The following is a 26630-nucleotide window of genomic DNA, read 5'->3' on the forward strand; positions in this document are numbered from 1 at the left end:
CGGGCCGGGTCGCCGTCAGGTCTGCGCGGTCGGTGCGGTCGGCGCTCCCGTCAGCGCGGTCGGCGCCCACGACGGCCACGCCACCTCCCCGACCGGGTCGCCGTCGACGAAACGCGCGGCGATGCGGGTGACGTCCGCGGCGGTGTTGTCGTAGACGGTCGCGTGGTCGGCCCGCTCGATCGCGTCCGCCACCAGCGGCCACACCCGCTGGAAGCGGGAACGGATCTTCTCTTCGGGGACCCGATGGCCCCCTTCGACCACGCGTTCGGCGACACGGGCGACGGACAGTTCGACGGGCACCAGCACCACGTGCAGCACCACCACATAGCCGGCGCGGTGCGCCCGGTCGATCAGGTCGAGTTTCGACGGGTGCGAGAACACCGTCTCGGCGATGAACGATTCACCCTGGTCGATGAGGGTGTCGCGGATGGTCGAGGCGATCTGCGCGGCCTCGTAGGAGTGTTCCTCGGGGCTGTCCGGCCATCGCTGCTTGGCGATCACATCGGCGTTGACGAACACGCTGCCGGGCAGCAGGGGAGCGAGACGCTGCTCGACGAACGTCGTTTTTCCGGATCCGTTGGGTCCGACGACGAGATCGAGTCGCCTCACAGAACGATCTGGGTGCCGTCAGGCAGATGCTTGACGACGCGGCCCTGGTCGTCGAGCACCACCGACGCGAGGCCCCGCGCGGCGCGATCGGTGACGTGGTGACCGGTCGCGAGGGATTCTTCGAGGGCTGCGGCGATCTCGGCGTTGAACACCACGCCTTCTTCGTCGGAGAGTTCGCGCAGCGGTACCCGCCCGGCGAGCGCGGCCTCGACGCGGCGCCGCGCGACCTGCCGCTGGTTGGACACCTCGCGGCCGACGCGCGCCCAGTGTTCGAGTTGCTGACGGGCCGAACGGTTTTCCCGTTCACCTTCGGATGCGGCCGCGTCGACGAGCTCCGACGAGAACCTGGTTACCTTGTCGACGACGTTCGTCATGACGTACTCCTTCGCGCGACGCGCCTTACCGTTCCTCCCAGTGTAGCAATCTGCTACACAGTTGGCCCGGGATCGTCCGACGCGGTGCCGACGAGGACGGCGAGCGCGTCCAGCAGGCGCTCGATCCCGAACTCCCACGCCGCACCGGGACTGTACGACGAGTTCAGCACCGCACCGGCTGCCGCGCCGACCCGCCGCGCGAGCGGGAAGTCGTCTCCGACATAGACCGTGAGACGCTCGCTCCACGCGGACCACACCTCGGCCATGTCCACCGCGCGGGGATCGGGCCGGCGGGCCCGCGCCGCGGCGCGGGTGAAGTCCGCGACGAAGGTCAGCGCCGCGTCGCGGTCCACGTCATCGAGGCCGGTGTGGTCGAAGGCGTGCAGATCGTGGTCGTACTTCGCAATCGTCCCCGGCCCCAACGACACTCGCTGGTCCGCGATATCGAGGAGCCAGTCGTGTTCGCCGTAGAGGGTCAGGTCGGCGTCGGCGACCTCACGCACCCGGGCCCGCCAGTGGCCGGTGGCGTACGGCGCGCGCGGTTGCCTGGCGTGCGCACAGTCGGCCATGAGGACCAGCAGGTCGTCGCGGGAGCCGACGTGCGTGTACAGCGCCATACCGGAGATGCCGAGTTCGGCGGCGAGGCGACGCACGGTGAGGTGCTCTAGTCCTTCGGTGTCGGCCAGAGCGATCGCGGCGTCGACGGCCTGCGAGGTGGTCACCTTCGCCCGGGGTCCCCGCGCGCCGCCTCGAGGGGCGGCGGGGTGGTCCCGCCACAGCAGATCGAGCAGTTCGCGCGCCATTGCAAATCTCTCCTCCGCGGGTCGGATACGAGCTACTCTATACACTGCACAAGGTTTTGGGGCTCCCTCGCACCCGAACACACCCTCGTCTCCGTCACCTGGAGGTACCCGTGAAGATCACCGACACCGCCCTGTCCCTGAACGTGGCCGACCCCGCGGCCTCCGCGGAATTCGCCACCACCCATTTCGGCTTCACCGAAGCGATGTCCGCCGACGGTTTCGTGTCCCTGACCCACCCCGACGCCGGCTTCAACGTCGTATTCCTGCGCACCGGACTCGGCACCTTCAAGCCCGCCTCGATCGCCGGTCCGGCCGGCCAGGGCATGCTGATCGCCTTCGTCGTCGATGCTCTCGACGACGAATACGCCCGCATCGCCGCCGCCGGCGCGACAGTGGTCACCGCGCCCGACACCGAGCCGTGGGGGGAGCGGTTCTGCCAGTTCGCCGATCCCAACGGTCTCGTATGGCAACTCGTGCAGTGGGTCTGAGCGGGCCCGAGCGGCCCCACCAAGGCACCGACACTCCACTATCGATTTCATTCATGTTCTGACATGCCAAAGATGAGTTGGCTTTATGTGACGGGAGTCCCTTCACTGAACACATGACCCCCAGCGCTCCCGCGATCTCCCAGATCGACCTCTTCGCGGACTCGATCCTCACCGACCCCTACCCGACGTTCACCGAACTGCGCGAACTCGGCTCGGTGGTGCACCTACCCGTCAACAACGTCTACGCGCTGACCCGCTACGACGCGATCCGTGCCGCGCTCGCCGACCCCGCCACCTTCTCCTCCCGCACCATCGGCTTCAACCCGATGGTCAACGAAGCACTCCAAGGCACATCGCTCGCCTCCGACCCACCGGTCCACACCGAGCTGCGTGCCGCCCTCACCGAGAACCTCACCCCACGCGCACTGCGCGGACTCAAGACCCGCATCGACACCAAGGCCGAGGCCCTCGTCGCCGACCTCGTCGCCCAGGGCACCTTCGAGGCGATCGACGCCCTCGCCCGGGCATTTCCCCTCGAGGTCGTCGCCGACCTGATCGGCTTCACCGGCGCCGCCCGCGACAACATGCTGCGCTGGGGACAAGCGGCCATGGAAGTCATCGGCCCCCTGAATCCCCGCACCCTGGAGAACTTCCCGATCGCCGGCGAACTGTACGCATGGTGCGCCGGAGTGCAGGCCGAAGACCTCGCCCCCGGGTCGGTCGGCCGCGGCATCTTCGACGCCGAAGCCCGCGGCACCATCCCTCCCGGCACCGCCGGCCACATCATCCACCAGTACCTCGGCGCGGGCGTCGACACCACCATCACCGCCCTCGGCAACATCGTCGCCCTGTTCGCCGCCTTCCCCGACCAGTTCGACCTGGTCCGCCAGAACCCCAGCCTCGTACCCGCGGCATTCAACGAAGTGCTCCGCTTCTGGGCGCCCCTGCACGCCTGGGGCCGCGAGGTCACCCGCGACGTCGAGATCGACGGCGTCCTCGTCCCGGCCGGATCCCAGGTCGCCATCCTCTTCGGCGCAGGCAACCGCGACCCGCGGCACTACGACAACCCGGACGCCTTCCTGGTCGAACGCAACCCGGCCGACCATCTGTCCTTCGGCTACGGCTCGCACGGCTGCGCCGGACAAGGCCTGGCCCGTCTCGAAGCCCACGCCGTCATCGCGGCACTCGCAACGCACGCGCAGCGTCTGGACGCCGCCGAACCGGTGCGACTGCCCAGCAACATCACCCGCTCCATCGACGCACTCGACATCCTGAAGGTGGTCCCCGCATGAACATCATCCTCGACCGGCCCCGCTGCGAAGGCCACGGACTGTGCGAAGAAGCCGCACCCGCACTGATGCACCTCGACGACGACGGTGAACTGATCATCGACGTCGGCGAGCTTCCCGACGACAGCACCGAACTCGCCGCCGCCCGCGCCGCCGTCCGGGTCTGCCCCGTCGCCGCCCTGAAACTGGCCTGACCCGCCCGCACGAACGGACCCCACATGAACAGCACCCGCACCGACGCTGCCCGCCGCATCGTCGTCGTCGGCAACGGCATCGCCGGCCAGACCGCCTGCGACACCCTGCGTGCGGCAGGATTCGACGGCGAACTGACCATCGTGGGCGACGAGCCGCACCCCGCCTACTCCCGACCGGCGCTGTCGAAGGCGCTGCTCGTCGACGGCGGCTCCCACGAACTGGCGTCCCCCACCCACGGCGCGACCGAGATCCTGGGGGTGGCGGCGCTCGCCCTCGACACCCACACCCGGCGGGTCGGTTTCGACGACGGCTCGGAACTGTCCTACGACGGACTGGTGATCGCCTCCGGTGCGCGGGCCCGCCGACTGGGCGGCCCCGACAGCCCCGAGCTGACCCTGCGCACCGTCGAGGATGCCCTGGCACTGCGGGACCGGCTGGCGACGCGGCCGTCGGTCGCAGTCGTCGGGGCCGGCCCCCTGGGCATGGAAATCGCTTCGGCGGCCCTGTCGGCAGGGTGCGAGGTCACCCTCGTCGCCGACGGACCGCCGATGCGCGTCCATCTGGGGCCGTACCTGTCCGATGCGTTCACCACGGCCGCGGTCGCCCGGGGACTGAAACTGGTCGACGGGACCGCCGTGGGACTCGACGGCCCGCACACCGTGCTCCTCGACGACGGCGCGCGGGTCGAGGCGGAACTGGTCGTCACGGCGATCGGTGACATCCCCAACACGGAATGGCTGGCCGGCAGCGGCCTGTTGACCGGCGGCCGACTCGTGGCGGATACGCGCGGGCGGGTAGCACCGGGCATCGTCGCCGCCGGAGACGTCGCGGCCATCCCGACGCGGTCGGGGGTGCGCCGGATCCCGCTGTGGAACAGTGCGATCGAACAGGCCAAGGTAGCGGCCGTGGCACTGCTGACCGGCGACGCGGCCCCGGAACTGGACCTCGAGCCGTACTTCTGGACCGAACAGTTCGGGTTGAATCTCAAGGCGGTCGGGCACCTGCCGGCAGCCGGGGAACCGGAATTTCTCACCGGAGACCGGCCCGAAGGCCCGGCGGTGATGCGCTGGACCCACGAGGACGGCCACGCGGTCGCGGTGGCGGTCAACCAGCGCATCCCGATTCCGAAACTGCGCCGCCTGGCGTCCACCACCGGGTGAGCCCGCCCGGTCGCCGGTGGCGCGACATCCTGCGGTCCCGCCGAGCGGATGCGTACCATCCGTGTGGATGAACCAGCTGCCGGACCATCCGAGCGACCCCGATCTGGGACGGCTCGCGTCGGTCAACCTCAACCTGCTGGTGCCGCTGCTGGCACTGCTCGAGGAACAATCGGTCACCCGCGCCGCGGCGCGGGTGGGCATCACCCAACCCGCGATGAGTCACGCACTGGCCCGGATGCGCCGCCTCCTCGGGGACGAACTGGTCACGCGCCAGGGGAGCGGGCTGGTGCTGACCCCGCGGGGACGGGAGCTGATCGGGCCGCTGCGTGATGTGCTGCGCCGGACGTCGCGGGTGGTGGATTTCCCCGGCTTCGACCCGTCCCGCGACAGCCGGACCATCACGGTGGCGATGACCACCAGCACCGCGTTCGTGCTGGGGCCGCATCTGGCGCGCCTGATTGCCGAGCGCGCACCGAAGTCCACCCTGCGCATCCGCAACTTCGTCGAGCCGCAGCCGAGCGACTTCACCGACGAGGGCGTCGACGTGGTGCTGGTGTCGGGGGCGTTCTCCTCGCCGTATCCGCGGGAACGGCTCTACGAGAACCGGTGGGTGGTCGTCGCCCACCCGGACAGCGACCCGGACGCGTCCGCGCTCGACTTGCTCGCGTCGCTGCCGCACGTGACCTACGACGCCCGGAATCGGGTCGCTCCGTATGCGGCGATGGACGCGCACGGTCTGGATTACCGGATCGGGCAGCTGATCTCCGATTTTCTGCTCGTTCCGCATCTGGTCGCCAAGAGCGGCGGGGTCGCCGTGCACACCTACCTCGTGGCGATCGTCATGTCCGAGCGCACGCCTCTGCGTATCGAGGAGTTTCCGCTGCCGGTCGCACCGCTGGGCATCGACATGGTGTGGAACCCGCGGCTGGCGGACGCGGAGTTCATCGGCTGGTTGCGGCAGATTCTCGTCGAAGCGTCCACCTTCGGGTCGCCCGCGTGATCCCGGCTCCCCGCACCGGCCTCAGTGGTCCGCGGTGAGCAGGTAGCACCACGAATCGACGGTTTCGTCGAGGCAGATTTCTCGCGGCGTGACCCAGCCGAGCGAGAAGTAGCGGCGCGAGAGGTACTCGAGCTGCCCGAACGCGAGTACGCAGCGGACCCGCCGGCGCTCCGGCGGGAAACGGTTCGCTTGGTCCAGTCCTTGGATCATCTGTCCGACCGAGTCTTCGAACCAGCGCTCGGTCTTCGCCGCCACCTCCTGCTCATGGGCGGCCTGGTACGAGGCGGTGATGTAGGGCTTGATCTCGTCCCACTGCGAGAACTTGCGATCGAGCCATTCCCTGATCAACTCGCGCGATCCCGACGCCACCACCGCGGTCAGCGTCGGCTTGTCCGCTGAGGTGAGGATCTGGTCGGCCTTGGTCAGCAACGCGATCATCACGTCCGCCTTCGACGAGAAGTGCAGGTAGAAGGTGGTGCGGGTGGAGCCGGCCGCGGTGGCGATGTCGTCGATCGTCGTGGCGCCGTATCCCTTCTCGGAGAACAGCTCGAGTGCCTTCGCGAGGAAGAGGTCGTAGGTCATCTGCTTCTGCGCCGCACGGAGTGACATGGAACCGAATCCTAGCGGCAGTACACCCACATACCAGCTCGTTCAGTAAAATATCGCTGCGGCCACTCACTTGACATGATGTAATGCTAAAGCTTACTGTGACTGCCACCACGTCGTGCTGACATGACGCTGACGAAAGGAAGTGCCGATGACTGGCACCCACACGGCCGAGAACGCCGTCGTCCACACCGTCCTCGGACCCGTACCCGCCGAGGACCTCGGAGTGGTCGCGGTCCACGAGGCACTGCTGTCGGTAGTCCCCGGTGCCGAACACGCCTTCGACATCACCTTCGACCGCGCAGAAATCTTCGACACCCTCGCGGCGAAACTGACCGACTTCCGCGAGCACGGCGGCCGCACCATCGTCGACAGCACCGGCATGTTCCACGGCCGCGACGTCACCCTGTACGAAGCGCTGTCCCGCACCACCGGCGTGCACATCGTCGCGTCCACCGGCATGGGGCCGGAAAACCTGCTCGGCGGATACTTCCTGACCCCGCAGACCAACCCGCCCACCCCGTGGCCGGCCGAGAAGTTCGCCGACCTGTTCGCCGCGGAGATCACCGACGGCATGGTGGTACCCCGCATCGAACGCCGCGGCGCCGCCGGTCTGGTCACCACCGCGGCAGACCCCACCGGCATGACCGCCACCGAGGAAAGCCTGTTCCGCGGTGCCGCCCGCGCGGCCCGCACCACCGGGGTCGCCGTGTCCCTGCGCTACGGCAAAGACCCGCTCGCCGACCTCGACGTCGCCCTCGACGAGAACCTGCCGGCCGATCGCATCGTCGTCGGCGGTCTCGACCGCCGCGACGCCGTGGACGCCGGCGCACCCCTCGAGATCGCGCGACGCGGCGCGTACGTCGCCCTCGACCACGTCGGCACCGAAGACGCCGCGCACCTCACCGACACCGCACGCGCCGAACTCGTCCGCGACCTTGTCGACGCCGGCTACGGCGACCGGATCCTGCTGTCGTGCAACGCCACCGGCGTCGCCAAAGGACATCCCGGCCGCGACGTGCCCTTCGGCCACGTGCTGTCGACCTTCGTGCCTCTGCTCGCCGCCCAGGGACTGCCCGGCGCCGACATCCAGCGCATCCTCGTCGACAACCCGCGCGACCTGCTGTCGGTGCACCCCGCCGTGCACTGACCCCCGCCGAAACCACCGAATCTTTTCCCGAAGGGGAGTAGCTGTGTCGAGAGTCAACACCGTCCTGGGTCCCATCGCGACCGAGGAACTGGGCATCGTCGCCATCCACGAACACATCGGATACGGCATGCCCGGCTCCGAACTGGACACCAAGTGGTGGAAAACCCCCGAGGTCCGCTACGAGGAGACCGTCCCGAAACTCCGTAAGTTCCACGAGTACGGCGGCGGCACCTTCGTCGACGTCACCGGCATCTGCAACGGCCGCGACATCGACTACTACAAGTCGCTGTCCGCCAAGACCGGCGTCCACATCATCGCCTGCACCGGCTTCGTCGGCGGCGACACCGCCCTGCCGTTCTTCGAACGCGCCGACGTCGACTACCTCACCGCCCAGTTCGTCCACGAAATCACCGTGGGCATCGGCAACACCGGCAGCCGCGCCGGCGTCATCAAGGTCGGTGTCAGCCGAGGCGGCCGCATGACCGACCTCGACAAGCGCATCTACCGCGCCGCCGCCCGCGCCGCCCTCGACACCGGCGTCCCGATCCTCACCCACCTGGCCATCGACGCCGAAAACGCCATCGCCATCTTCAACGAAGAAGGCCTGCCGCTGCACCGGGTCCTGTTCGGCCACGCCGACGACGGCATCAACGCCGAAAAGACCCGCGACACGTGGATCGCCTCCCAGGGCGGCCGCGTCGGCTTCGACACCTTCGGCTACGAAACCGAACTCGAAGACCCGCCGTTCTGGGCCCGGCCCCGCAAAGAACGCCTCGACCACTTCCTCCGCTTCCTCCGCGCAGGGCACCTCGACCAGGCACTCGCCGGAGTCGACGCCAACTGCAGCCCACTCGGCTGGCCGGGCGTCAAAGGCCACACCGTCAACTACCTGTTCGAAGACCTCATTCCGGACCTGCGCGAGGCCGGTCTCGACGACGCCACCATCACCAAGCTCTTCGTCGAGAACCCGGCCGACTTCCTCACCATCCAGGCCTGACCCACCAATCTTCCCGGCGCACCGCCGCGCCCCACCAGAGAGACAAGACCATGCAGTCTGCAGACCTGAAGAACCTGACCATCGCCATCGTCGGCGCCGGATACGCCGGCGCCGCGTCCGCCAAGGCTCTGAGTCTGCTCGGCGCGGATGTCACCGTGTACGAACAGGCCACCGAAATCCGCGAGGTCGGCGCCGGCATCGGACTCCGCCCCTCCAGCATGCAGCGCTTCCGCGAGTGGGGAACCTTCGACGCCATCGCCGCAGTCAGCTCGCCCAGCGACTACTTCGAGATCCTCACCGCCACCGGTCAGCCGATCATGAAAGAAGACTGGCCGGGCATGGACGACTACGAGGTCAAGACCCACACCCACCTCATCCACCGCGGCGACTTCATCGACGCCCTCGTGAGCGTGCTGCCCGACGGCATGGTCAAACTCGGCCACAAACTCGAGACCGTCGAAGACCGCGGCGACAAGACCGTCCTGACCTTCACCAACGGCACCGTCGTCGAAGCCGACCTGGTCGTGGGCGCCGACGGCATCAAATCCGTCGTCCGCAAGCAACTGTTCAGCGACCAGCAGCCCGTCTTCTCCGGTGAGCACGCCTACCGCGCCGTCATCTCCGCCGACGCCACCCACGGCCTCGCCACCGACGACAACCTGCGCATGTACATCGGCAAAGGCACCAAGGTGTACTTCCTGCCGCTGCGTCACCGCAACGACGTGTCCTTCGACGTCACCGCGCTGTGCCCCGACAGCACCTGGTCGCCCGAAGCCACCCGCGAAGATCTCCTCGCCACCCTCGAGGGCTTCGACGAACGCATTGTGCAGATCGCCCGCGAGATCGACATGAACACCGTCAACCTCCGCGCCGTCTACGACATCGACCCCGTCGACACCTGGCACTCCGACTCCGCCGTCCTCGTCGGCGACGCCGCCCACTCGATGCTGCACCACCAGGGACAGGGCGCGAACTCCGCGATCCTCGACGCCGGCGCCCTCGCCGACGCCCTGCGCGACGCCGACACCGTCGCCGCAGCACTCGCCGACTTCCAGGCCACCCGCAAGCCCGTCACCGACGAACTGCAGCGCATCTCCCGCCAGGGCTGGACCGAAGACGAAGTCAACGACGTCTTCCCGGGCCAGAAGCCCGCCTCGCAGCAGCCCGCCGCCCACTAGAGGAGAACGCGCCATGCCGCTCCACCCCCGAATCGCCGACTTCCTCGCCGACCTGCCGGCACCGCCCGACGGACCGCTCGACCCGCAGATCCTGCGCGCCGTCGAAGAATCCCAGGTCCCGCCCCTCGCCGACCGTCTGCCTCTGCACCGGGTCGAGGACACCGTCGCCACCACGCCGGTGGGGGACGTGCCCGTCCGGATCTACACCCCGGTCGAGACCGACAGCTATGGACTGCTCGTGTACTTCCACGGCGGTGCCTTCTTCCTCGGCAGCCTCGACACCCACGACCACGTAGCCCGGAACCTGGCGAAAGCCACCGGCCTGAAGGTCGTCTCCGTCGGGTACCGCCGCGCACCCGAAGCGGCGTTCCCCGCCGGACTCGACGACTGCCTCGCCGCCGTGCGCTGGGCCGCCGACCACGGTGACACCCTCGGGTGGGACGGCACCACGCTCGCTCTCGCCGGGGACAGCTCCGGCGGAACCTTCGTCGCCGCCGTCGCCGCCCTCGCACACGACGACGGGTTCGACCGCATCACCCACCAGATCCTGTACTACCCGTCGCTCGACCTCGACTTCGACACCGAGCGTTACCCGTCGCTGCGCGACAACGCGGAGGGATACGGCGTGGAAACCGCCGGGCTGAAGGGCTTCAACTCCTTCTACCTCGACAGCGGCGCCGACCCCGCCGACCCCCGCGTCTCGCCGATCAAACGCGACGACCTCACCGGACTACCCCCGGCACTGATCGTCACCGCCGAATACGACCCCATGCGCGACGAGGGCGAACTGTACGGCGCTCGACTCACCGACGCCGGGGTACCGGCCACGGTCCGCCGCTACGCCGGCGCCAACCACGGGTTCGTGCAGAACTTCTCGTGGATCCCCGAGTTCGCCGGGGTCTTCGAGGAGACCGCCGAGTTCCTGCACAGCGACCTTTCCACCCGACAGGAACAGTGACATGGCGAGCGAGGTGAAGATCCACCCCATCGTCTCGCCGTGGGGACGGTTCGGTCTGTACACGTTCTTCATCGACGCCCCCGAACCCGCGATCGTCGACACCGGCATCGCATCGTCACCCGCCGAAGGCATGGCACCGGCACTCGAAGCCCTCGGCCGCCGCATCGAAGACATTCGATGGATACTGCTCACCCACGGGCACATCGACCACATCGGCGGCGCGCACGCCCTGTGGGAGGCCACGGGCCGCAAGGCGAAGGTCGTCATCCACGAAGCCGACGCCCCACTGCTGCGTTCCCGGCAAGCCCACGTCGACGACTATCTCGGCGCGCGCGGCACCTACCTCGGCGATCCCGAGGGTGCCGCCAAGGTCGCGGCGGCGACCCAGGCCGTCATCTCCGGCGAGATGGAACCCACCGTCCTGGTCCGCGGTGGGGAAACCCTCTCGCTCGGCGGAGACGTCACCGTCTCGGTGCACTCCATCCCCGGACACACCCCGGGCTCGGTGGCGTACGTCCTCGACGGCCAGGACGACGTCTTCGTCGGCGACGCCGTGCAGGTCCACGGTGCCGCCAACGGATTCCCCGGTTACTCGGACCCCGAGGCGTACCGGACGAGCCTGCGCTACCTCCGCGAACAGATCCGGCCCCGGCACCTGTACCTCGGCCATCCCTACCGACGCGCCGACGGCGTGGCGTACGGCGTCGAACTCGACCGTGATCAAGCCGCCGAAGCACTGCGCGAAAGCACCGACATCGAAAGCAGCGTCCACCACGCCGCGCACCGGTGCCTGTGTCAGGGACTGGGGGAGACCGACTCGGTGTACTCACCGTTCGCGTCCGTCGCCGACGAACTCGGCTACGACGGCGACCCCACCCTCGAGCCGTCCCCGTTCTTCACGACGCTGCACGGCTACCGCACGCAGTTCACCCAGAAACCCTGACAGAGAAGAGGAGTCGTAGCCTCATGGCCGAATTCGAAACGTTCGACGCAGGTGGCCGCACCATCCACATCCGCAAGGATCTGCGGGTCCCGATGCGCGACGGCATCGAGTTGGCCGCCGACGCCTATCAGGGCGTCGACGACAAGCCCCGCCCGGCGCTCGTCGCGCTCAGCCCCTACGGCAAGGAACTGCAGGCTCTCGCCCTCACCACTCCGCCGCAGCGCCGCCCCAGCCCCATGTGGGACGGCTGCATCGAAGCCGGCGACATCGCCCGGGTCGTCGCCGAAGACTACGTCCACGTCATCGGCGACCTCCGCGGCTCGGGTCACTCCGGGGGAGAGCACATCGGCAACTACAACGCCGGCGGGGTTTCCCTCGGACAAGACGCCTACGACTTCATCGAGTGGGTCGCCGCCCAGCCGTGGTGCGACGGCAACGTCGGCATGATCGGCATCTCCTACTTCGGCTCGATGCAGGTCCTCGCCGCGGCGGAACGGCCCCCGCACCTCAAGGCGATCTTCGTCAGCGGCGGACACTACGACTTCTACGAGACCACCTACCACGGCGGAATCATGTGGTTCATGCCGCGCGCCGCCCGCGAAGGCCGCGGTGGCGACTCCGGGTGGGCATTCACCGACGGCGTCAAATCCCGGATGCTCGAGACGTACTCTCCGGAGGAAATCGCCGAGCGCGTCGCGCAGCGCCTGAAAGACCCCGACGTCGCCGCATGGCCGAACCTGGTCCACGTGCTCAACTACCCCAAGCACCACGAAGCCTGGTTCGACATCGTCATGAACGAACTCGACGGACCGTGGTACGAGGAACGCAACCCCATCACGCTCGCTCCGAACATCGACATCCCCGTCTACCTGCAGATCGATCAGGGGCGCGGGTGGACGATGGACGGCACGATCGAACTCTTCGACGCACTGCGCGGGCCGAAGAAACTCGACATCGGTCCGTACCCGCCCATGCAGTCGCGGCCCTTCATCGAAGAGCACGACAAGATGTTCCGGTGGTACGACTACTGGATCAAGGGCATCGACAACGGGATCATGGACGAACCCGCGGTGCAGGTCTTCGTCGAGGGCTCCCGCGAACGGGTCACCGGTGACCAATGGCCCCCGAAGGATGTCGAGTACCGGTCGCTGTATCTGCGTCCGCGCGGGAAGCTGTCCACCGAACCGGAACCGATGGGCGTGCAGTACGCCGCGCCGGACGGTTTCTACCAGGCGCCGCTGACGGTCACCGACAAGGTCGAGATCCTGAAGTGGGAAACCCCGGTCTTCGAGGAACCCACGGAGATGATCGGCACCGGTGCGGCGCACATCTTCGCCGAACTCGATCAGCCGGATTCGAATTTCATTCTGAGACTGTGGGATTACGCTCCCAACGGCAAGCGCCAGTTGATCACGACCGGGTACCTGAAAGCGTCGCACCGCGAACTGGACGAGGAGCGCACCACCCAGGGCAACCCGTACCATCCGCACACGCGGGCGGTGCCGGTCGAGCCCGGCGCGATCGAGGAGTACGTGCTGCGTCTGTACCCGTTCGCGAATACGTTCCTGCCGGGACACAAGCTGACGGTGGAACTGTCGAACGGGGAACCGCTCGCCGACGAGCACAATGCGCTGCTCCCGCCTGACGCCTTCCACCTTCCGGTCGGCCGCCCGGTGACCCACAAGATCTACCGGGATGCCGCGCACCACTCCCGACTCGTGCTGCCGTTCACGGCACGCACGGCAGGGGAGTAGGAGCGGGGAGGAACCGCTGCGGCCGGGTGCTGCGAGGAAGACCCCTCGAAGCACCCGGCCGCATCCCCCCGACGGGTCAACTCACGATCAACGATTCAACGGGCTGTAGAAGACCAAGCCGTTGCCTTTGTTGTCGTACACCACCGCACGCCGCTCGTGCGCGTCGTCGTACGGACCTTGCACGATGCCGCCGCCGGCTTCTTCGGTGGCTTTCGCGGCGGCATCCACATCATCGGTCTTGATGCCCACGACGACCTGTCCGTGGATCGGATGATCGACCGATGTCGCGAGCGCGACCGTGACCGCGCCACCGTCGAGCGCGGCAAAATGCGTGCCGTCCCGGAACTTCAGTCGCATTCCCAGGCCCTCGCTGTAGAACTTGATCGACTCGTCGAGGTTGTCGGTCGACAGGACGATCATCTTCACTTCGTGGCTCACGGCTTCTCCTCGGATGAAAGTTGCCCAACCTTACGGCTGTCGACCTCGGCCCGACGAGGGTCGATTGTCACTCGTCGGGCCGATAACTTCCCCATTCCACAGCTCGTCACGTGACGTGTGGACGCGAGCGGCGACGGACCCCGGCATCTGACCGAAGATCGTCCTGGTGCATTTTCCGGAGCGGGCGCCGGAGACGATGAAATACAGCAAGCCGGAGGGTGGACATAAAACGTCACTGTGACGTTTTGATGTCCACGGGCAGGATGGGGCGGGGAGGGTCGCCGGGGCTCGAGTGCCGGTGTATTCGAATCGGACAGCCGAGGCGGGAGCCGGAGATCGGATCGCCGGCCACCAGGCGTCGAGGACGATTCGGCCCGACGATCGGCGCCGGTGGGCGGAAGACCGGAAGCGACCAGCGCGCGCCGAGGCGCGATGCGAAAAGCTGCGACGACGTCGCATCAGCTGCGTAGCGATACGCAACGTCTCCGGCGGACTCAGGGATTACACACTGCCGTTTCCGCAGGTCACCGTTTCGCCGATAATCTACATTATGTCAAGTAACGCGGATCAGGCCCGCCCCCGGAGGGAGTGGAACGCCCGCCGAGCAACCCATGCCGTTTCCGGCACACCCGACTCCGGCGCGTCACGTGATGCGCCGACGAGTGGCGCGGTTAACCCTTCGGCCCGCTCGGCACATGAATCCCGAGACGCTCGAGCGGCCGGCCCGTGGATCTCGCGGGATTCGTGGACCATCGGCATCGGCGGTCGATATCCCGGATGACGCTGCGCACGCGAACGCCGCGTGCGAGAACACTGCGATCTCCGCACAAGCCCTTCCGGCACCAACCGTGGAGACGGCGGACGACCGCAGCGCGCCGACCCCGCGCGCCTCGGCCGCACCATGTGGGCCCGCGAACGTACCCCGTCCCCCGGGGTCGGGAAACCGAGGATGCGCCTCATCTGCCCTATCCAATTTTGATGGATAATCACCGTTATCCATGAATACTACTGCTGCACAACAGTTTCGGTGTTCGGAATGTGCGACCCGCAATCCCGCGATCCTGACGGCACCGCCTGCACCGGACACGCGACCGTCGACCTCGGCACCTCCTCCTCGGTGGATCCGGTCGACGCTCCCCGGCCGGCCAGGGCACGATCGGCACGCTGCACTCCCCTGACCCGGCCGGCACAGCGCCCTGTCCCCCATCCTCCGAGCAGCATCCGATGAGTTTGCCCGCCGCGCCCGGTCTACCTCTGCGTATCCATCCGAGACGACACGGGAGAACAGTGTGTCCCAGCTTTTGCGCGTACAGAACTTCACCGTTTCGAGCGACGGAATCGCCGCAGGAGAAGATCAGACCCTCGAGAACCCCTTCGGTCTCGACCACAGCGAAATGTTCGAGTGGGCCGGGGCCACCGCGAGCTGGCCCAACCGCGCCGATCCCGGCGGCACCCGCGGCATCGACGACTACTTCACCCGCGACTTCTCCCACAACATCGGTGCGGAGATCATGGGCCGCAACAAATTCGCTCCCAAGCTCGGACAGTGGCCCGACCCCGAATGGCGGGGCTGGTGGGGCGACGAACCACCGTTCCACACCCCCGTGTTCGTCCTGACGCATCACCCCCGCCCCTCCCTCACGCTTTCCGACACCACCTTCCACTTCGTCGGCGGCGAACCATCCGACGTCCTCGACAAAGCACGCGACGCCGCGGGCGGCAAGGATGTCCGACTCGGCGGCGGGGTCACCACGATCCGGCAATTCCTCGACGCCGACCTGATCGACACCCTGCACATCGCAGTGGCGCCGCTCGAATTCGGGTCCGGCCTGCACCTCTGGGAGTCACCGGACGAATTGCACGACAGATTCCATCACGACGTCGTTCCCAGCCCGAGCGGCGTCACCCATCACCTGTTCTGGCGTAAGTAGCCCGGCACAATCGCATCCCCCGCTCACCCGGAGGCCGACGCGGGTGAGCCGTTGCCGTGTCTGCCGAGCGCTGCCGTCGCACCTCGGATGTGGGTACTGTGCACCCAGATCGACGCGTGCAATCCCGATCGTCGGAAGGCTCACGATGTCTGCTGCCGTGTGGTTGACCCCCGGCGAGTTGGCCGCTCGGTCGGGTGTGGCGGTCTCGGCGCTGCACTATTACGAGTCGCGGGGGCTCATCGACAGTCGCCGGACGACCGGAAATCAGCGCCGGTACCGGCGCGACACACTGCGGCGGGTGGCGTTCATCCGGATCGCGCAGGGCGTCGGAGTGTCGCTCGACGACATCAAGGCGGCCTTGGATTCGTTGCCGGACAGCCGGGTGCCGACCGCCGAGGATTGGGCACGGATGTCCGCGTTGTGGCACGACGAGTTGACCCGCCGTATCGACGCGTTGACCGAACTCCGGGACGATTTCGCAGGGTGTATCGGGTGTGGATGCCTGAGTCTGAAAATCTGTCCGCTGGCCAACCCGGGCGATGTGCTTGCCAAGGAAGGTCCGGGCCCGCGGCGGTTGCCCGTCCGCGGCGACTGACACATCGCCCGCACGTCGGAGACGGAACGACCGGGACCCCTGCCTCGCGTCGGTGTCGGCGAACCGCACACTCCGGCCTCACGCTGTGTCGGTGCAGCACCCGTCGGTCTCCTCCCCCTAGGTTCGACGCATGGGGAGTCGAGACAGGAGTCGAACACACGAAACAAGATCGACGGTGCCGAGGTGGTGGCCCGTTGCGGCGGTGATTCTTGCCGGCGCCGCGTTTCTCGCCCACGACCGGCTGCTGGGGTTCACCGACTACTACGGCTTGTTCGGCAACGGCGTCGACGCGCTGGTGTACCGGCACGGCGGCCTGACCGCGCGCAGCCCCGAACCGCTGTACTCCTTCTTTTTGTTCGACTCGTTGCCGTTCACGTACCCGCCGTTTGCTGCGCTGATGTTCGTGCCGCTGTCGCTGCTCTCCGCGGCGGGCACCACCATCGCGGTGAACCTGGTCAATCTGGTGCTGTTGTACCTGGTGGTCCGGCTGAGCTGGCGCGCGCTCGGTTACGAGGATTCGGTGTGGATGCGGGTCGTCAGCGCGGGATCGGCGGTGGCGCTCACCTGGATCGAGCCGGTGCGGATGACCCTGTGGCTGGGTCAGATCAACCTGGTGTTGCTCGTCTTGGTGCTCTGGGATCTGTCCCGTCCGGAGCAAAGCCGCCTGCGTGGGATCGGCGTCGGCCTGGCCGCGGGCCTGAAACTGACGCCGGCGTTCTTCATCGCCTATCTCGTGGTGGTGCGACAGTGGCGTGCCGCCATGGTCGCGACCGTGACCTTTGCCGTGACGATCGTGGCGGGTTTCGTGGTGATCTTCACCGACGCGTGGCAATTCTGGACTTCGGCGATCATCCGCTCCGACCGCATCGGGCTGATTTCCTCACCGGCGAACCAATCGGTGCGGGGCATCCTCGCGCGGGCGCTCCACACGCAGGAACCTCCGATGTGGCTGTGGTTGCTGTGCGCCGCCGTAGTGGCCGGCGTCGGGCTGTGGGCCGCGCAGCTCGCCCACCGGCACGGCCGCCATCTCCTGAGCCTGACGGTGTGTGGGTTGACCGCGCCGATGGTCTCACCGTTCTCGTGGGGTCATCACTGGGTGTGGGTGGTGCCGCTGCTGGTGGTGTGCCTGGACCAGGCGGTGCGGTGGGGCCGATGGTGGGCTTATCTGCTTCCCATTGCTGCGGCGGTGCCGTTGTCCGCGTGGTACCGCTCCTACCCGGACGGTGTCGTCGCGATCGGCGTCTTCATGACCCCCGGTGAGCCACTGGTGCGCACCCTTCTCCAATCCGCGTACCCCATCGTGTTCGCGGTGCTGATCGTCGTCGTCCTGATCGCCTACGGTCGCGCGCCGACACGCGCTGCCGTGCCCGAAGAAGAACAGGTGCCGACCGCAGATCGGAGCCCGACGATGGTGATGGCACCGGTGGTCATCACCTCACCCGTCGTCGAAGAAGGAAAGACCGCGTCCGGGAGTTTCGGTGAGGGAAGCAAGGATTCACCCGCTCCGAGAGTGTGAGGCACTCGTATTCGCTTCGATCACGCCCTAGCGGAGCCGACACGCTGAGCGCAGTTCACCGTGCGGACGGAGGTGCGCGGCTAGCATTGCCGAACGACGCGGTATCGGGCGGTCCGACACAAGGGATGCAGCGATGATTCGTAATGCTCTGGCACGAACCGTTCTCGTCCTTGCGACCGTGTCTGCGACCGGTCTCGCGGCGCCGGCACTCGTCGACGCGACGCCCGCTGAACCCGTTCCGGCAGTGGCAATTGCCCGGGGGATCGGTTATTCCGTTCAGGTCGACGGGCTGTCGATCACCTACACGGCCACCGATGTGCCGCGTGTGCCGCTCGTCGGGTCGCTCACGTTGCCGGGCTCGTGCACCACCGCGGTGGTCGACGCGGTTCGGGCCGCGCCGGTCGTCGGACCGGTACTGCTCGACTATCTCGTCGGTAACCCCGACATCGATGTTCTCGCCTTGCTCCGGGAACTCGGCGATGCCGACGCGATCACCGCGATACAGCCCCTGCAAGGCGCCAACCGCGACAACGTGGTGTCCGGAACGTTCCAGGACATCCCGCGAGGTGTTTATGCGGTCGTCAGCATCTGCAACCTGAACTCCGACCTGCTCGGCGCGGCCGGCGCGCTGGTCCTCGGCCCGGCATGGAGCTCGGGCTCCAGCGATGGGGGCGGATCGTCGATCGGTTCCAGCACCGGATCCTGAGGGGTGGGCTCATCGCCCGGTCCGTCACGTCACTCCCTCCTGTCACACTGGAATCGCACATGCGTACGACAGGGTGACCGAAGGAGGACGTGGGAATGACGAGCCGGGACGATCCTGGTCTGATCGAGTGGGTCTCGTCGTATCTGGAAACGCTGCAGACCGCGAAGCGGTCTCCGCACACCCTGAAGGCGTACCGCCTGGACCTGCATGCGGTGTGCACACACCTCGGTGAGCTGCGGGAACGGCCGCCCGCGGACCTGACAGTCGGCGACATCTCGATCCGCGCGATGCGCTCGGCGTTCGCATCGTTCGCCGCCGAGCGGCAGCCGGCCTCGGTGCGGCGCGCGTGGTCGGTGTGGAACAACTTCTGCAATTTCCTGGTCTCCGAGGGGGTGTCGGAGGGCAACCCGATGGCCTCGATCACCCAGCCGAAGAAACCTCAGCACACACCGAAGTCCTTCTCCCCCAGTGCGATTCACCAACTCGTCGAGACCGTCACCGTCGAGGCGCAGCGCCCGGCGGAATCGTCGCGGGAGTGGCCGCAACGCGACCTCGCGCTGATCGCGACGTTGCTGCTCACCGGCATCCGCTCGGACGAGTTGATCCGCCTCGACGTGGGCAGCATTCTCGGCGGAGCGGGCACGCCGGTGCTGCGGGTGCTGGGTAAGGGCGCGATCGAACGGGAGATTCCGCTCGAGGACAGCTGGACGGCCATCGTCTCGAGTTATCTCGAGGAACGGTACGCGCGGTTCCCGGCGCCGCGACGGCAGGTGCGCGGCGAGCGCGACGATCCGGCCGTGTGGGAGCGCTACCCGGGAACCGATCCGTTGTTCGTGGGCAGCGACGGACAGCGCATCACCCGCGGCACCCTGCAGTACCGGGTGCGTCGTCTCTACCGGCGCGCCGGCATCGAGTCCGAACGTAAACGCGGAGCGCTCGCGCACGCGCTGCGGCACACGTTCGCGACGAGCCTGGCCGACAGCGGGGCCACCATGGTCGAGTTGCAGCAGTTGCTCGGACATCGGTCCTTGCAGACCGTGCAGATCTACACGTCGGCGACCGGCGACGCGGTGCGGCACGCCGCGCAGCACAACCCGGTGTACGGACTGCTCGGCGACTCGGCACCCGGCCCGCACTGACCGCCCGGCACACCTGCATCCGGCGCGATCCCCCTGTGCTGCGGCGTGTCAACTGCGAGACTGGATGCAGTCCCACCCGCGTCGGCGGGCTGCCGTGGGGGTACCCAGGGGTGGTCGTGCCGACAACAGTGAAGGAGCATGCATGAGTGTCCAGTCGGGTGAGTCTCGTCATCGTGTCGTCGTCATCGGGTCCGGGTTCGGTGGATTGTTCGGTACCCAAGCCCTGAAGAATGCTGACGTCGACGTCACGTTGATCGGGCGTACCACCCATCATCTGTTCCAGCCGCTGCTCTATCAGGTGGCCACGGGCATTCTGTCGGTGGGCGACATCGCACCGGCGACGCGGATGATCCTGCGGAAGCAGAAGAACGCGCGGGTTCTGCTCGGTGACGTCGAAACGATCGACCTCGAGAACAAGACGGTGACCTCGCAACTCCTCGAGCGGCGCACCGTCACCCCGTTCGACAGCCTCATCGTGGCGGCGGGTGCCGGCCAGTCGTACTTCGGTAACGATCATTTCGCCGAGTTCGCACCCGGGATGAAGACGATCGACGATGCGCTGGAGTTGCGGGGCCGCATTCTCGGCGCATTCGAGCAGGCCGAACTGTCCGACGACCCCGAGGAGCGGGCACGGCTGCTCACGTTCGTGGTGGTCGGTGCGGGACCGACCGGAGTCGAACTCGCCGGGCAGATCGCAGAACTGTCGCGGCGCACGCTCCGGGAGGCCTTTCGCCACATCGACTCCACGGAAGCGCGGGTCGTCCTGCTCGACGGGGCACCGGACGTCCTTCCGGTCTACGGTGGCAAACTCAGCCGCAAGACCCGCCAGACTCTCGAAGGCCTGGGCGTGCAGATCCAGCTCAACGCGATGGTGACCGGCGTGGATGCCGACGGGTTGACCGTCAAGGAGAAGGACGGCACCGAACGGCGCATCGAGTCGCAGTGCAAGGTGTGGTCGGCAGGTGTCGCGGCCAGCCCACTGGGCAAGCAACTCGCTGAGCAGTCCGGAGCGGGCATCGACCGAGCGGGCCGGGTGGAGGTGCTGCCGGATCTCTCGTTGCCGGGATACCCGAACGTGTTCGTCATCGGCGACATGATGTCGCTCGACAAGCTGCCCGGTCTCGCGCAGGTCGCGATGCAGGGCGGCAAGTATGCGGCGAAGCAGATCACCGCCTCGGTCGAAGAGGGGCAGGATCCCGCGCAGCGTGCGCCCTTCCGGTACTTCGACAAGGGCAGCATGGCGACGATCTCACGGTTCAGTGCGGTCGCGAAGGTCGGCAAACTCGAGATCACAGGGTTCCTCGGATGGATCGCGTGGCTGTTCGTGCACCTGCTGTACCTGGTGGGATTCTCGTCGAAGGTGTCGACCTTGCTGTCGTGGGCACAGGCGTTCTTCTCGACCGGGCGCAACCAGATGGCGGCAACCGAGCAGCAGGTGTTCGGTCGGCTCGCGATCCAGCGGTTGCGGACCGAGGAGGACGCGGCCGAGGCACGCGAGGCTGTCGCGCGACGCGAAGCGGGATAACCCTCCGGGCGTGACACGCGTCGTTGCTTACGGGGTGACGAGTCCGCTCCGGTAGGCGATGACCACCAGTTGTGCGCGGTCACGGGCGCCGAGTTTCGCCATGGCATGGCTGACGTGGGTGCGGGCGGTGGCCGGGCTGAGAAACAGGGCGGCACCGATCTCCTGGTTGCTCAGACCCTCCCCGACCAGCGCGAGAACCTCGCGCTCGCGTTCGGTGAGGACGGAGAGCCGATCTTCCCCGGCCCTGTCCGCCGCCTGCCGGGTGGCGAAGCGGCCGATGAGGCGGCGGGTGATGCGCGGCGCCAGCAGTGCATCACCCGCCGCGATCACGCGGATGGCATGCAGGAGTTCGGCCGGACCGGCGTCCTTGAGCAGGAAACCGCTGGCACCGGCCTGTAAACCCTCGAACACGTAGGCGTCGGTGTCGTAGGTCGTCAGGATGAGGATGCGTACATTTCCCAGCCCGGCAGTGGTGATCTCCCGGGTGGCTTCGATGCCGTCCAGGTTCGGCATGCGGATGTCCATGAGGACGACGTCCGGCCGCAGCGCGTAGGCCTTCGCTACCGCGTCCGTGCCGGTGGTCGCTTCCCCGACCACCGTGATGTCGTCCTCGGTGTCGAGGAGGAGCCGGAACCCGGAGCGCACCAACTGCTCGTCGTCGGCGAGCAGCACCTTGATTGTGCCGCTGGGCGTCGCTTCCTTTCCGGTCATGTGGCCGCCGTTTCGGTCGACGTCAGCGGAAGCCACGCGGTGACGGCGAATCCGCCGTCCGGCCGGGGACCCGCGTCGAGGTGCCCTCCCAGAAGGCGGCAGCGTTCCCGCATCCCGGCGAGGCCGTACCCGCGTCTGCTCTCCTGCTGCGCCGGACGGTCACTCCCCCGACTCGGGGCCGACAACGGCGAGACCGCGGGTGTCGCCGAGAGTGCTCGGCCTTCGTCGACGACGCCCACTTCCACAGCGTCTGCGCCGTAGGTGACGGTGATCGTCACGCGGGTCGCTCCGACATGACGGATCACGTTCGTGATCGATTCCTGCACGATCCGGTACACGGCGGTGCCGACCGCAGCGGGTACCGGCTGTTGAGGCGGCGGCGCATCCACGGTCAGATCGAGGCCCGCGTCGCGCGCCAGGTCGGCAAGGTCCTGGATCTGCGCCGGGCCCGGGTTCGGGGCCCGCCCGTCGGTGTCTCCCCCGACGCCGGCAGTTCTGTCGTCTCCGACGTTGTCGTCCCGGAGTACGTCGAGGATTGCGCGCATCTCCGCCAGTGCCCGCGCGCTGGTCTGCTCGATGACCTCGAGGGTTTCGCGGGCGCGCTCGGGTCGTTTGTCGAATACATGTGCGGTGACACCGGATTGGACGTTGATGACGGCGATGGCGTGCGCCACGGTGTCGTGTACCTCGCGTGCGATCCGGAGCCGTTCCGCGTCGACCCGGGCACGGGCTTCCTCGTCACGGGTGCGTTCGGCCACCGCGGCGCGTTCGAGTGCCTGCGCCGCGATCTGATTCCTCGCCCGCACGCTTTCACCGAGAGCCGCGCTCATGACCGACGCGCCGATGCGGAAGTAGACCCAGCCGATGGCGGCGGGTGGCTCGATGTCGGACGCGGCGATGAGCCATGCCGCGGACAGGACCACGATGCCCACGGCGGCCAGCCGGAGCGTGCGGTGCCCGTCGCCGTGCGCGGTGAGCGTGTAGAGGGCGACGAACAGGGCGAGCCACCCGGGCCCGTCCGGGAAGTCGAGGCCGTAGTACACGACGCTGCTGAGCGCGGTGACGGCAAACACGGCGACAGGTCGGTCGCGGCGTACGACGAGGGCCGCGCCGGGGACGATCAACAGGAGATAGCCGAGGTTCCCGAGGTCGGACAGGGGACGCAGCACGACTTCGGGCTGCCCGCTGTTGCGCACCACGGTGCCCTGAACCTGCATGACGGTGACGAACAGCGCCAACAGCAGGTCCTGAACGCGGGTAGGCAGGCGGAACGACGCAGCGCGATCCTGCATGCAGTGATCATAGGTTTCCCGCGCCCGCAGCACCCGAGGTCTGCGGCTCGATCACCTACGTCCGCGGTTGCGGATCGATGCGCGCGGCGTACACCCGATGCCGTAGTCGCCGACGCCCGTCGGCCGATGACCTGCCGTCCCCGTGGCACGACGATCGAAGGTGCCCCATCTCGACGGATACCCGTCCGACCGAAAGGATCGTCATGTCTGTCTTCGAGGTCTCTGTTGCCCCGCTTCCGGAGCCCACCTCCATCGTTGCCGCCGGTTACGAACTCGGTGTCGGCCGGGCGGTACCCACGACCGCGGCCGTGCTCGCGCTGATCGGCGTGGTCGCCGGCGCAGTGGCCCTGAGGCGTTCCCGCCGCTCCGGCACGCACCTCGCCCTGCCGTGGATCGTCGTCGCGTTGGCGACGGGAGCGATCGGTGTGATCGTCGGTGGGATGCACGGCGCGAATGCCGCCGGTGGTCCCAACACCGGCAACGGGGTCGTCGGCGCATTGTTCGCCGTGGTGCTGGGAGTGATCGCCGTCGTGCTGGGCGGTCTGAGTCTGGCCCGCTACCGCCGCACCGAGCGTGCCGCCCCGGTGCTGTCCGACTCGTGACCTCGCTTCATGCCTGCCTGAGCGCTCTCGAAGGGACCCGCCCGCGAATTCTCACGACGTGGTGAGATCGCGGCGGCGGAACAGCATCACGCCACCCGCGCAGAGAGCCAGGGCAATCAACGAGAGCGCGACCAGCAGACCGGCCGTGACCGACGCGGCCGGGACCGCCGGCACATGCGTGAACGGCGACACGTCCCGGACGGCGTCGGGCACCCCGAGGAGCGGACCGAACAATCCGACGACGAGGCAGAAAGCGAGCAGTGCCCAGGACAGCCCGGCCGACCAGGCGGGCAGTCCCCCGATGAACAGCACCACCGCGGCGGCGACCACCAGGACCGCGGGTACGAAGACCAGTGCCGCCCCGGTCAGCGCCGCGACCTGTCCGGGCACATCCCCGACGATCACGCCGTGGGCCAGACCCATCGCCGCTCCGGTGAGTGCTTGCAGCGTCGCGATTCCTGCGGCGACGAGACCCACGTGTGCGAGCATCCACCGGGGCCGGGAGAGCGCGGTGGCGAGGACCGGTTCGAGCCGGCCGGCCGTTTCCTCGCTGCGCATCCGCAGCAGCGCCTGGACGGCGTAGCCCGCGACCGCGATTGCCATCAGCGCGAAGATCGCCGCGAAGTAGGCGTCGATCAGATCGGTGACACCGCCGCCCAGGTCGGTGAGCACATCACCACCCTGCTCGCCGTCGCCGAGGAAGTCGTCGATCTGATCGGCGATCGCGCCGTACACCAGCGACAGGACGACGATCCCGAAGGCCCACCAGAACCAGATCGTGCGCTGCATCCGCCACGCCGATCCGAGCGCTGTGGGTAGTGCCCGTGACGCGCGGGGCGGTCCGGGCCGGGTCGGTACCAGCCCGGAACCGAGGTCGCGGCGTCCGGTGAGCGCGACGGCGACGACACAGAGCACCAGCGAGAACACCATCGGCAGCGCCAACACCCACCAGTCGTCGCTGTCGTACGGCCGCATCTGCTCGGCCCAGCCGATCGGCGACAACCACGTGGGCCATCCGCTTTCCACGCGGGTGCCGTCACCGGTAACCGTTCCGGTCATGTCGCCCACCGCGCGCAGCAGGAACGCCACACCCAGGGCGGCACCGGCCAGCCCGTTGGCGGTGCGGGCGCTGTCGGTGACCTGCGCGGTGACTGCGGCGACCGCGGCGAAGGCGATACCGGCGGCCGCGACGCTCGCGCCGAGCGCTGCCGACCCGCCCGCCGGTAGGCCCTGCAGTGTCAGCACGGCCGCACTGAGAACACCGAGCGTGAGGTTGGCGCCCACGGCGACGAGCAGGGCGGCGGCGAGCAGCGCCCGGCGTCCGACGACCGCTGCTCCGATGAGCTCGGCCGCGCCGGTCTCCTCGTTCTGGCGGGTGTGCCGCACCACCAGCAGCGTGGTCATCAGCGCGGCGGCCAGCGCCAGCGGCATGACGGTCTGGCTGGCGACTACAGCGCCCGTGCTGTAGCCGGACACCAGTCCGTTGGTGGCGAGCGCGACCGGGGACGCCGCGGACGCGGCTGCGAAACCCCGCAATTCGGCGACGGTGGGATACAGCCCCGCCACGCTGGCTGCGGAGAACGCGAGGATCGCGGTGAGGGCGAGCAGCCACACCGGCAACCGGATGCGGTCGCGGCGCAACGCGAGTCGGACGAGCCGCCCGGTACCGGCGAATCGTTCGGCCCCGGTCGTGGACGTCGGGGCCGCGGCGGCTGCCGTCGTCATCGCGGAGACGTTCCTGGTTCGGCTCGCCGGTGCCGCTCGCTCTCGCGGACCCGTTCGTCGCCGTAGTGCCGCAGGAACAGTTCCTCGAGAGTGGGTGGAGTGGACGTCAGCGAGGTGATCCCGAAGGTCAGCAGGTGGCGCAGCACCGCGTCGAGTGCGGTGGTGTCGACCTCGCAGCGGGTGTGCACACCGTCGATGCGGACATCGTGTACTCCGTCCAGTTCGGTCAGCCCGGTGACGGGACGGCCGGTTTCGGCGGTGATCGACGTGCGGGTGAGGTGCCGTAACTGGGTGAGAGTGCCGGTCTCGACGGTGCGGCCCTCCCGGATGATGCTGACCCGATCGCAGACCGCTTCGACCTCTGCGAGCAGGTGGCTCGACAGCAGCACCGTCTTCCCGGCCGCGGACATCTCACCGAGGCAGTCCTGGAACACCGATTCCATCAGTGGGTCCAGTCCGGAGGTGGGTTCGTCGAGGATGTAGAACTCGACGTCCGACGCGAACGCGGCGACGAGCGCGACTTTCTGCCGGTTGCCTTTGGAGTAGGTGCGGGCTTTCTTCGTCGGGTCGAGTTCGAAGCGGTCGAGAAGGTCCGCGCGGCGGGCCTCGTCCAGTCCGCCGCGCAACCCGGCGAGTAGATCGATCGCCTCGCCGCCGGTGAGGGTGGGCCACAGGTTCACATCGCCGGGCACATAGGCGAGGCGCCGGTGCAACGACACCGAGTCACGCCACGGATCGCCGCCGAGCAACCGGACCTGTCCCGAATCGGCGCGCAACAGCCCGAGCAGCACGCGGATGGCCGTTGACTTACCGGAGCCGTTGGGGCCGAGAAATCCGTGGATTTCGCCCGCTTCGACGGTCAGGTCGAGGCCGTCGAGGGCCCGCGTCGGACCGAACGTCTTGACCAAGTGCTCGACCGCGACCACCGTCATGGGGGCATGGTACG

The 26630-nt window shown here is 68.0% G+C and carries 27 protein-coding genes; 18 read left to right on the forward strand and 9 right to left on the reverse strand.

Annotated features, from left to right (window positions below):
* Positions 1 to 15 precede the first annotated feature (15 nt).
* Genes ACLQ3J_RS03850 through ACLQ3J_RS03860 form a run of 3 tightly spaced genes read right to left on the reverse strand, consistent with a single transcriptional unit; the run spans position 16 to position 1786 of the window.
* The gene (locus ACLQ3J_RS03850) at positions 16 to 609 is read right to left on the reverse strand and encodes a zeta toxin family protein (RefSeq protein ID WP_422425059.1); all 594 of its coding nucleotides are present in this window, start codon (positions 607 to 609) and stop codon (positions 16 to 18) included.
* Entirely contained in the window at positions 606 to 983 is a 378-nt protein-coding gene (locus ACLQ3J_RS03855) for a TA system antitoxin ParD family protein (protein ID WP_169653141.1), read from the reverse strand. Before ACLQ3J_RS03855 ends, ACLQ3J_RS03850 begins: the two co-directional genes overlap by 4 nt.
* A 53-nt stretch (positions 984 to 1036) precedes the next feature.
* Complete coding sequence (locus ACLQ3J_RS03860; RefSeq protein WP_425902223.1) at positions 1037 to 1786, reverse strand: TetR/AcrR family transcriptional regulator; 750 nt, start codon at positions 1784 to 1786, stop codon at positions 1037 to 1039.
* A gap of 110 nt (positions 1787 to 1896) precedes the next feature.
* Here ACLQ3J_RS03860 and ACLQ3J_RS03865 point away from each other — a divergent pair, with 110 nt between their 5' ends.
* From ACLQ3J_RS03865 to ACLQ3J_RS03885, 5 genes are all read left to right on the forward strand, one after another.
* Positions 1897 to 2274 carry a VOC family protein gene (locus ACLQ3J_RS03865; RefSeq protein WP_425902225.1) on the forward strand — a complete coding sequence of 126 codons (378 nt, stop codon included), beginning with the start codon at positions 1897 to 1899 and terminating at the stop codon, positions 2272 to 2274.
* 113 nt (positions 2275 to 2387) lie between these two features.
* Positions 2388 to 3566, forward strand: coding sequence for a cytochrome P450 (locus tag ACLQ3J_RS03870; protein WP_296551102.1), 1179 nt, complete (start codon positions 2388 to 2390; stop codon positions 3564 to 3566).
* Positions 3563 to 3757: a ferredoxin gene (locus tag ACLQ3J_RS03875; protein WP_072698150.1), complete on the forward strand. Its 195-nt coding sequence runs from the start codon at positions 3563 to 3565 to the stop codon at positions 3755 to 3757. The genes ACLQ3J_RS03870 and ACLQ3J_RS03875 overlap by 4 nt, the downstream gene beginning before the upstream one ends.
* Positions 3758 to 3781: 24 nt before the next feature.
* Positions 3782 to 4918 (forward strand): NAD(P)/FAD-dependent oxidoreductase, encoded by a 1137-nt coding sequence (locus ACLQ3J_RS03880; protein ID WP_378528228.1) that lies wholly within the window; start codon positions 3782 to 3784, stop codon positions 4916 to 4918.
* Positions 4919 to 4985: 67 nt separating this feature from the next.
* On the forward strand, positions 4986 to 5918 hold the full coding sequence (locus ACLQ3J_RS03885; protein ID WP_296551099.1) for a LysR family transcriptional regulator: 933 nt from the start codon (positions 4986 to 4988) through the stop codon (positions 5916 to 5918).
* A 21-nt stretch (positions 5919 to 5939) separates the two neighbouring features.
* On the opposite strand, the gene ACLQ3J_RS03890 is transcribed toward ACLQ3J_RS03885, so the two are convergent.
* A complete protein-coding gene (locus ACLQ3J_RS03890; protein ID WP_296551098.1) occupies positions 5940 to 6527 on the reverse strand; it encodes a TetR/AcrR family transcriptional regulator in 588 nt (195 codons plus the stop codon).
* Between the two features lie 148 nt (positions 6528 to 6675).
* Here ACLQ3J_RS03890 and ACLQ3J_RS03895 point away from each other — a divergent pair, with 148 nt between their 5' ends.
* Genes ACLQ3J_RS03895 through ACLQ3J_RS03920 form a run of 6 tightly spaced genes read left to right on the forward strand, consistent with a single transcriptional unit; the run spans position 6676 to position 13504 of the window.
* The gene (locus tag ACLQ3J_RS03895) at positions 6676 to 7674 is read left to right on the forward strand and encodes a phosphotriesterase (protein WP_425902228.1); all 999 of its coding nucleotides are present in this window, start codon (positions 6676 to 6678) and stop codon (positions 7672 to 7674) included.
* Positions 7675 to 7717: 43 nt separating this feature from the next.
* The gene (locus ACLQ3J_RS03900) at positions 7718 to 8671 is read left to right on the forward strand and encodes a phosphotriesterase (RefSeq protein WP_425902229.1); all 954 of its coding nucleotides are present in this window, start codon (positions 7718 to 7720) and stop codon (positions 8669 to 8671) included.
* A 50-nt stretch (positions 8672 to 8721) separates the two neighbouring features.
* Positions 8722 to 9849, forward strand: coding sequence for an FAD-dependent oxidoreductase (locus ACLQ3J_RS03905; RefSeq protein WP_296551094.1), 1128 nt, complete (start codon positions 8722 to 8724; stop codon positions 9847 to 9849).
* A gap of 13 nt (positions 9850 to 9862) precedes the next feature.
* Positions 9863 to 10807, forward strand: coding sequence for an alpha/beta hydrolase (locus ACLQ3J_RS03910; RefSeq protein ID WP_296551093.1), 945 nt, complete (start codon positions 9863 to 9865; stop codon positions 10805 to 10807).
* Between the two features lies 1 nt (position 10808).
* Positions 10809 to 11750 carry an MBL fold metallo-hydrolase gene (locus ACLQ3J_RS03915; RefSeq protein ID WP_296551092.1) on the forward strand — a complete coding sequence of 314 codons (942 nt, stop codon included), beginning with the start codon at positions 10809 to 10811 and terminating at the stop codon, positions 11748 to 11750.
* A gap of 23 nt (positions 11751 to 11773) precedes the next feature.
* Positions 11774 to 13504, forward strand: a complete 1731-nt coding sequence (locus ACLQ3J_RS03920; protein ID WP_296551091.1) for a CocE/NonD family hydrolase — start codon at positions 11774 to 11776, stop codon at positions 13502 to 13504.
* 87 nt (positions 13505 to 13591) lie between these two features.
* Here ACLQ3J_RS03920 and ACLQ3J_RS03925 read toward each other — a convergent pair whose 3' ends face one another.
* On the reverse strand, positions 13592 to 13924 hold the full coding sequence (locus ACLQ3J_RS03925; RefSeq protein ID WP_169622382.1) for a VOC family protein: 333 nt from the start codon (positions 13922 to 13924) through the stop codon (positions 13592 to 13594).
* A 1307-nt stretch (positions 13925 to 15231) separates the two neighbouring features.
* On the opposite strand from ACLQ3J_RS03925, the gene ACLQ3J_RS03930 reads away from it, so the two are divergent.
* The 6 genes from ACLQ3J_RS03930 (at position 15232) to ACLQ3J_RS03955 (ending at position 21354) form a co-directional block, all read left to right on the forward strand.
* The gene (locus ACLQ3J_RS03930; protein ID WP_425902230.1) at positions 15232 to 15873 is read left to right on the forward strand and encodes a dihydrofolate reductase family protein; all 642 of its coding nucleotides are present in this window, start codon (positions 15232 to 15234) and stop codon (positions 15871 to 15873) included.
* Between the two features lie 145 nt (positions 15874 to 16018).
* Positions 16019 to 16468, forward strand: a complete 450-nt coding sequence (gene soxR, locus ACLQ3J_RS03935) for a redox-sensitive transcriptional activator SoxR (RefSeq protein WP_169622309.1) — start codon at positions 16019 to 16021, stop codon at positions 16466 to 16468.
* Between the two features lie 175 nt (positions 16469 to 16643).
* Positions 16644 to 17984, forward strand: coding sequence for a glycosyltransferase 87 family protein (locus ACLQ3J_RS03940; RefSeq protein ID WP_422424723.1), 1341 nt, complete (start codon positions 16644 to 16646; stop codon positions 17982 to 17984).
* A 133-nt stretch (positions 17985 to 18117) separates the two neighbouring features.
* On the forward strand, positions 18118 to 18690 hold the full coding sequence (locus tag ACLQ3J_RS03945; protein ID WP_169653146.1) for a hypothetical protein: 573 nt from the start codon (positions 18118 to 18120) through the stop codon (positions 18688 to 18690).
* Positions 18691 to 18785: 95 nt separating this feature from the next.
* Positions 18786 to 19829: a tyrosine-type recombinase/integrase gene (locus ACLQ3J_RS03950; RefSeq protein WP_169653147.1), complete on the forward strand. Its 1044-nt coding sequence runs from the start codon at positions 18786 to 18788 to the stop codon at positions 19827 to 19829.
* 142 nt (positions 19830 to 19971) lie between these two features.
* Positions 19972 to 21354 (forward strand): NAD(P)/FAD-dependent oxidoreductase, encoded by a 1383-nt coding sequence (locus tag ACLQ3J_RS03955; protein WP_296549269.1) that lies wholly within the window; start codon positions 19972 to 19974, stop codon positions 21352 to 21354.
* A gap of 27 nt (positions 21355 to 21381) precedes the next feature.
* On the opposite strand, the gene ACLQ3J_RS03960 is transcribed toward ACLQ3J_RS03955, so the two are convergent.
* Entirely contained in the window at positions 21382 to 22065 is a 684-nt protein-coding gene (locus ACLQ3J_RS03960; RefSeq protein ID WP_169653149.1) for a response regulator transcription factor, read from the reverse strand.
* A complete protein-coding gene (locus tag ACLQ3J_RS03965; protein ID WP_425902232.1) occupies positions 22062 to 23357 on the reverse strand; it encodes a sensor histidine kinase in 1296 nt (431 codons plus the stop codon). The genes ACLQ3J_RS03960 and ACLQ3J_RS03965 overlap by 4 nt, the downstream gene beginning before the upstream one ends.
* Positions 23358 to 23560: 203 nt before the next feature.
* Between ACLQ3J_RS03965 and ACLQ3J_RS03970 the strand changes: the two genes are divergently transcribed.
* Positions 23561 to 23959, forward strand: a complete 399-nt coding sequence (locus ACLQ3J_RS03970; RefSeq protein ID WP_425902233.1) for a DUF6223 family protein — start codon at positions 23561 to 23563, stop codon at positions 23957 to 23959.
* Positions 23960 to 24010: 51 nt separating this feature from the next.
* Here ACLQ3J_RS03970 and ACLQ3J_RS03975 read toward each other — a convergent pair whose 3' ends face one another.
* Both ACLQ3J_RS03975 and ACLQ3J_RS03980 read right to left on the reverse strand, forming a co-directional pair.
* The gene (locus ACLQ3J_RS03975) at positions 24011 to 25684 is read right to left on the reverse strand and encodes an ABC transporter permease (RefSeq protein WP_425902234.1); all 1674 of its coding nucleotides are present in this window, start codon (positions 25682 to 25684) and stop codon (positions 24011 to 24013) included.
* On the reverse strand, positions 25681 to 26616 hold the full coding sequence (locus ACLQ3J_RS03980) for an ABC transporter ATP-binding protein (RefSeq protein ID WP_169622318.1): 936 nt from the start codon (positions 26614 to 26616) through the stop codon (positions 25681 to 25683). Before ACLQ3J_RS03980 ends, ACLQ3J_RS03975 begins: the two co-directional genes overlap by 4 nt.
* Positions 26617 to 26630 lie beyond the last annotated feature (14 nt).

It is taken from the genome of Rhodococcus sp. DT1, from assembly GCF_049844875.1.
Lineage (GTDB): Bacteria > Actinomycetota > Actinomycetes > Mycobacteriales > Mycobacteriaceae > Rhodococcus.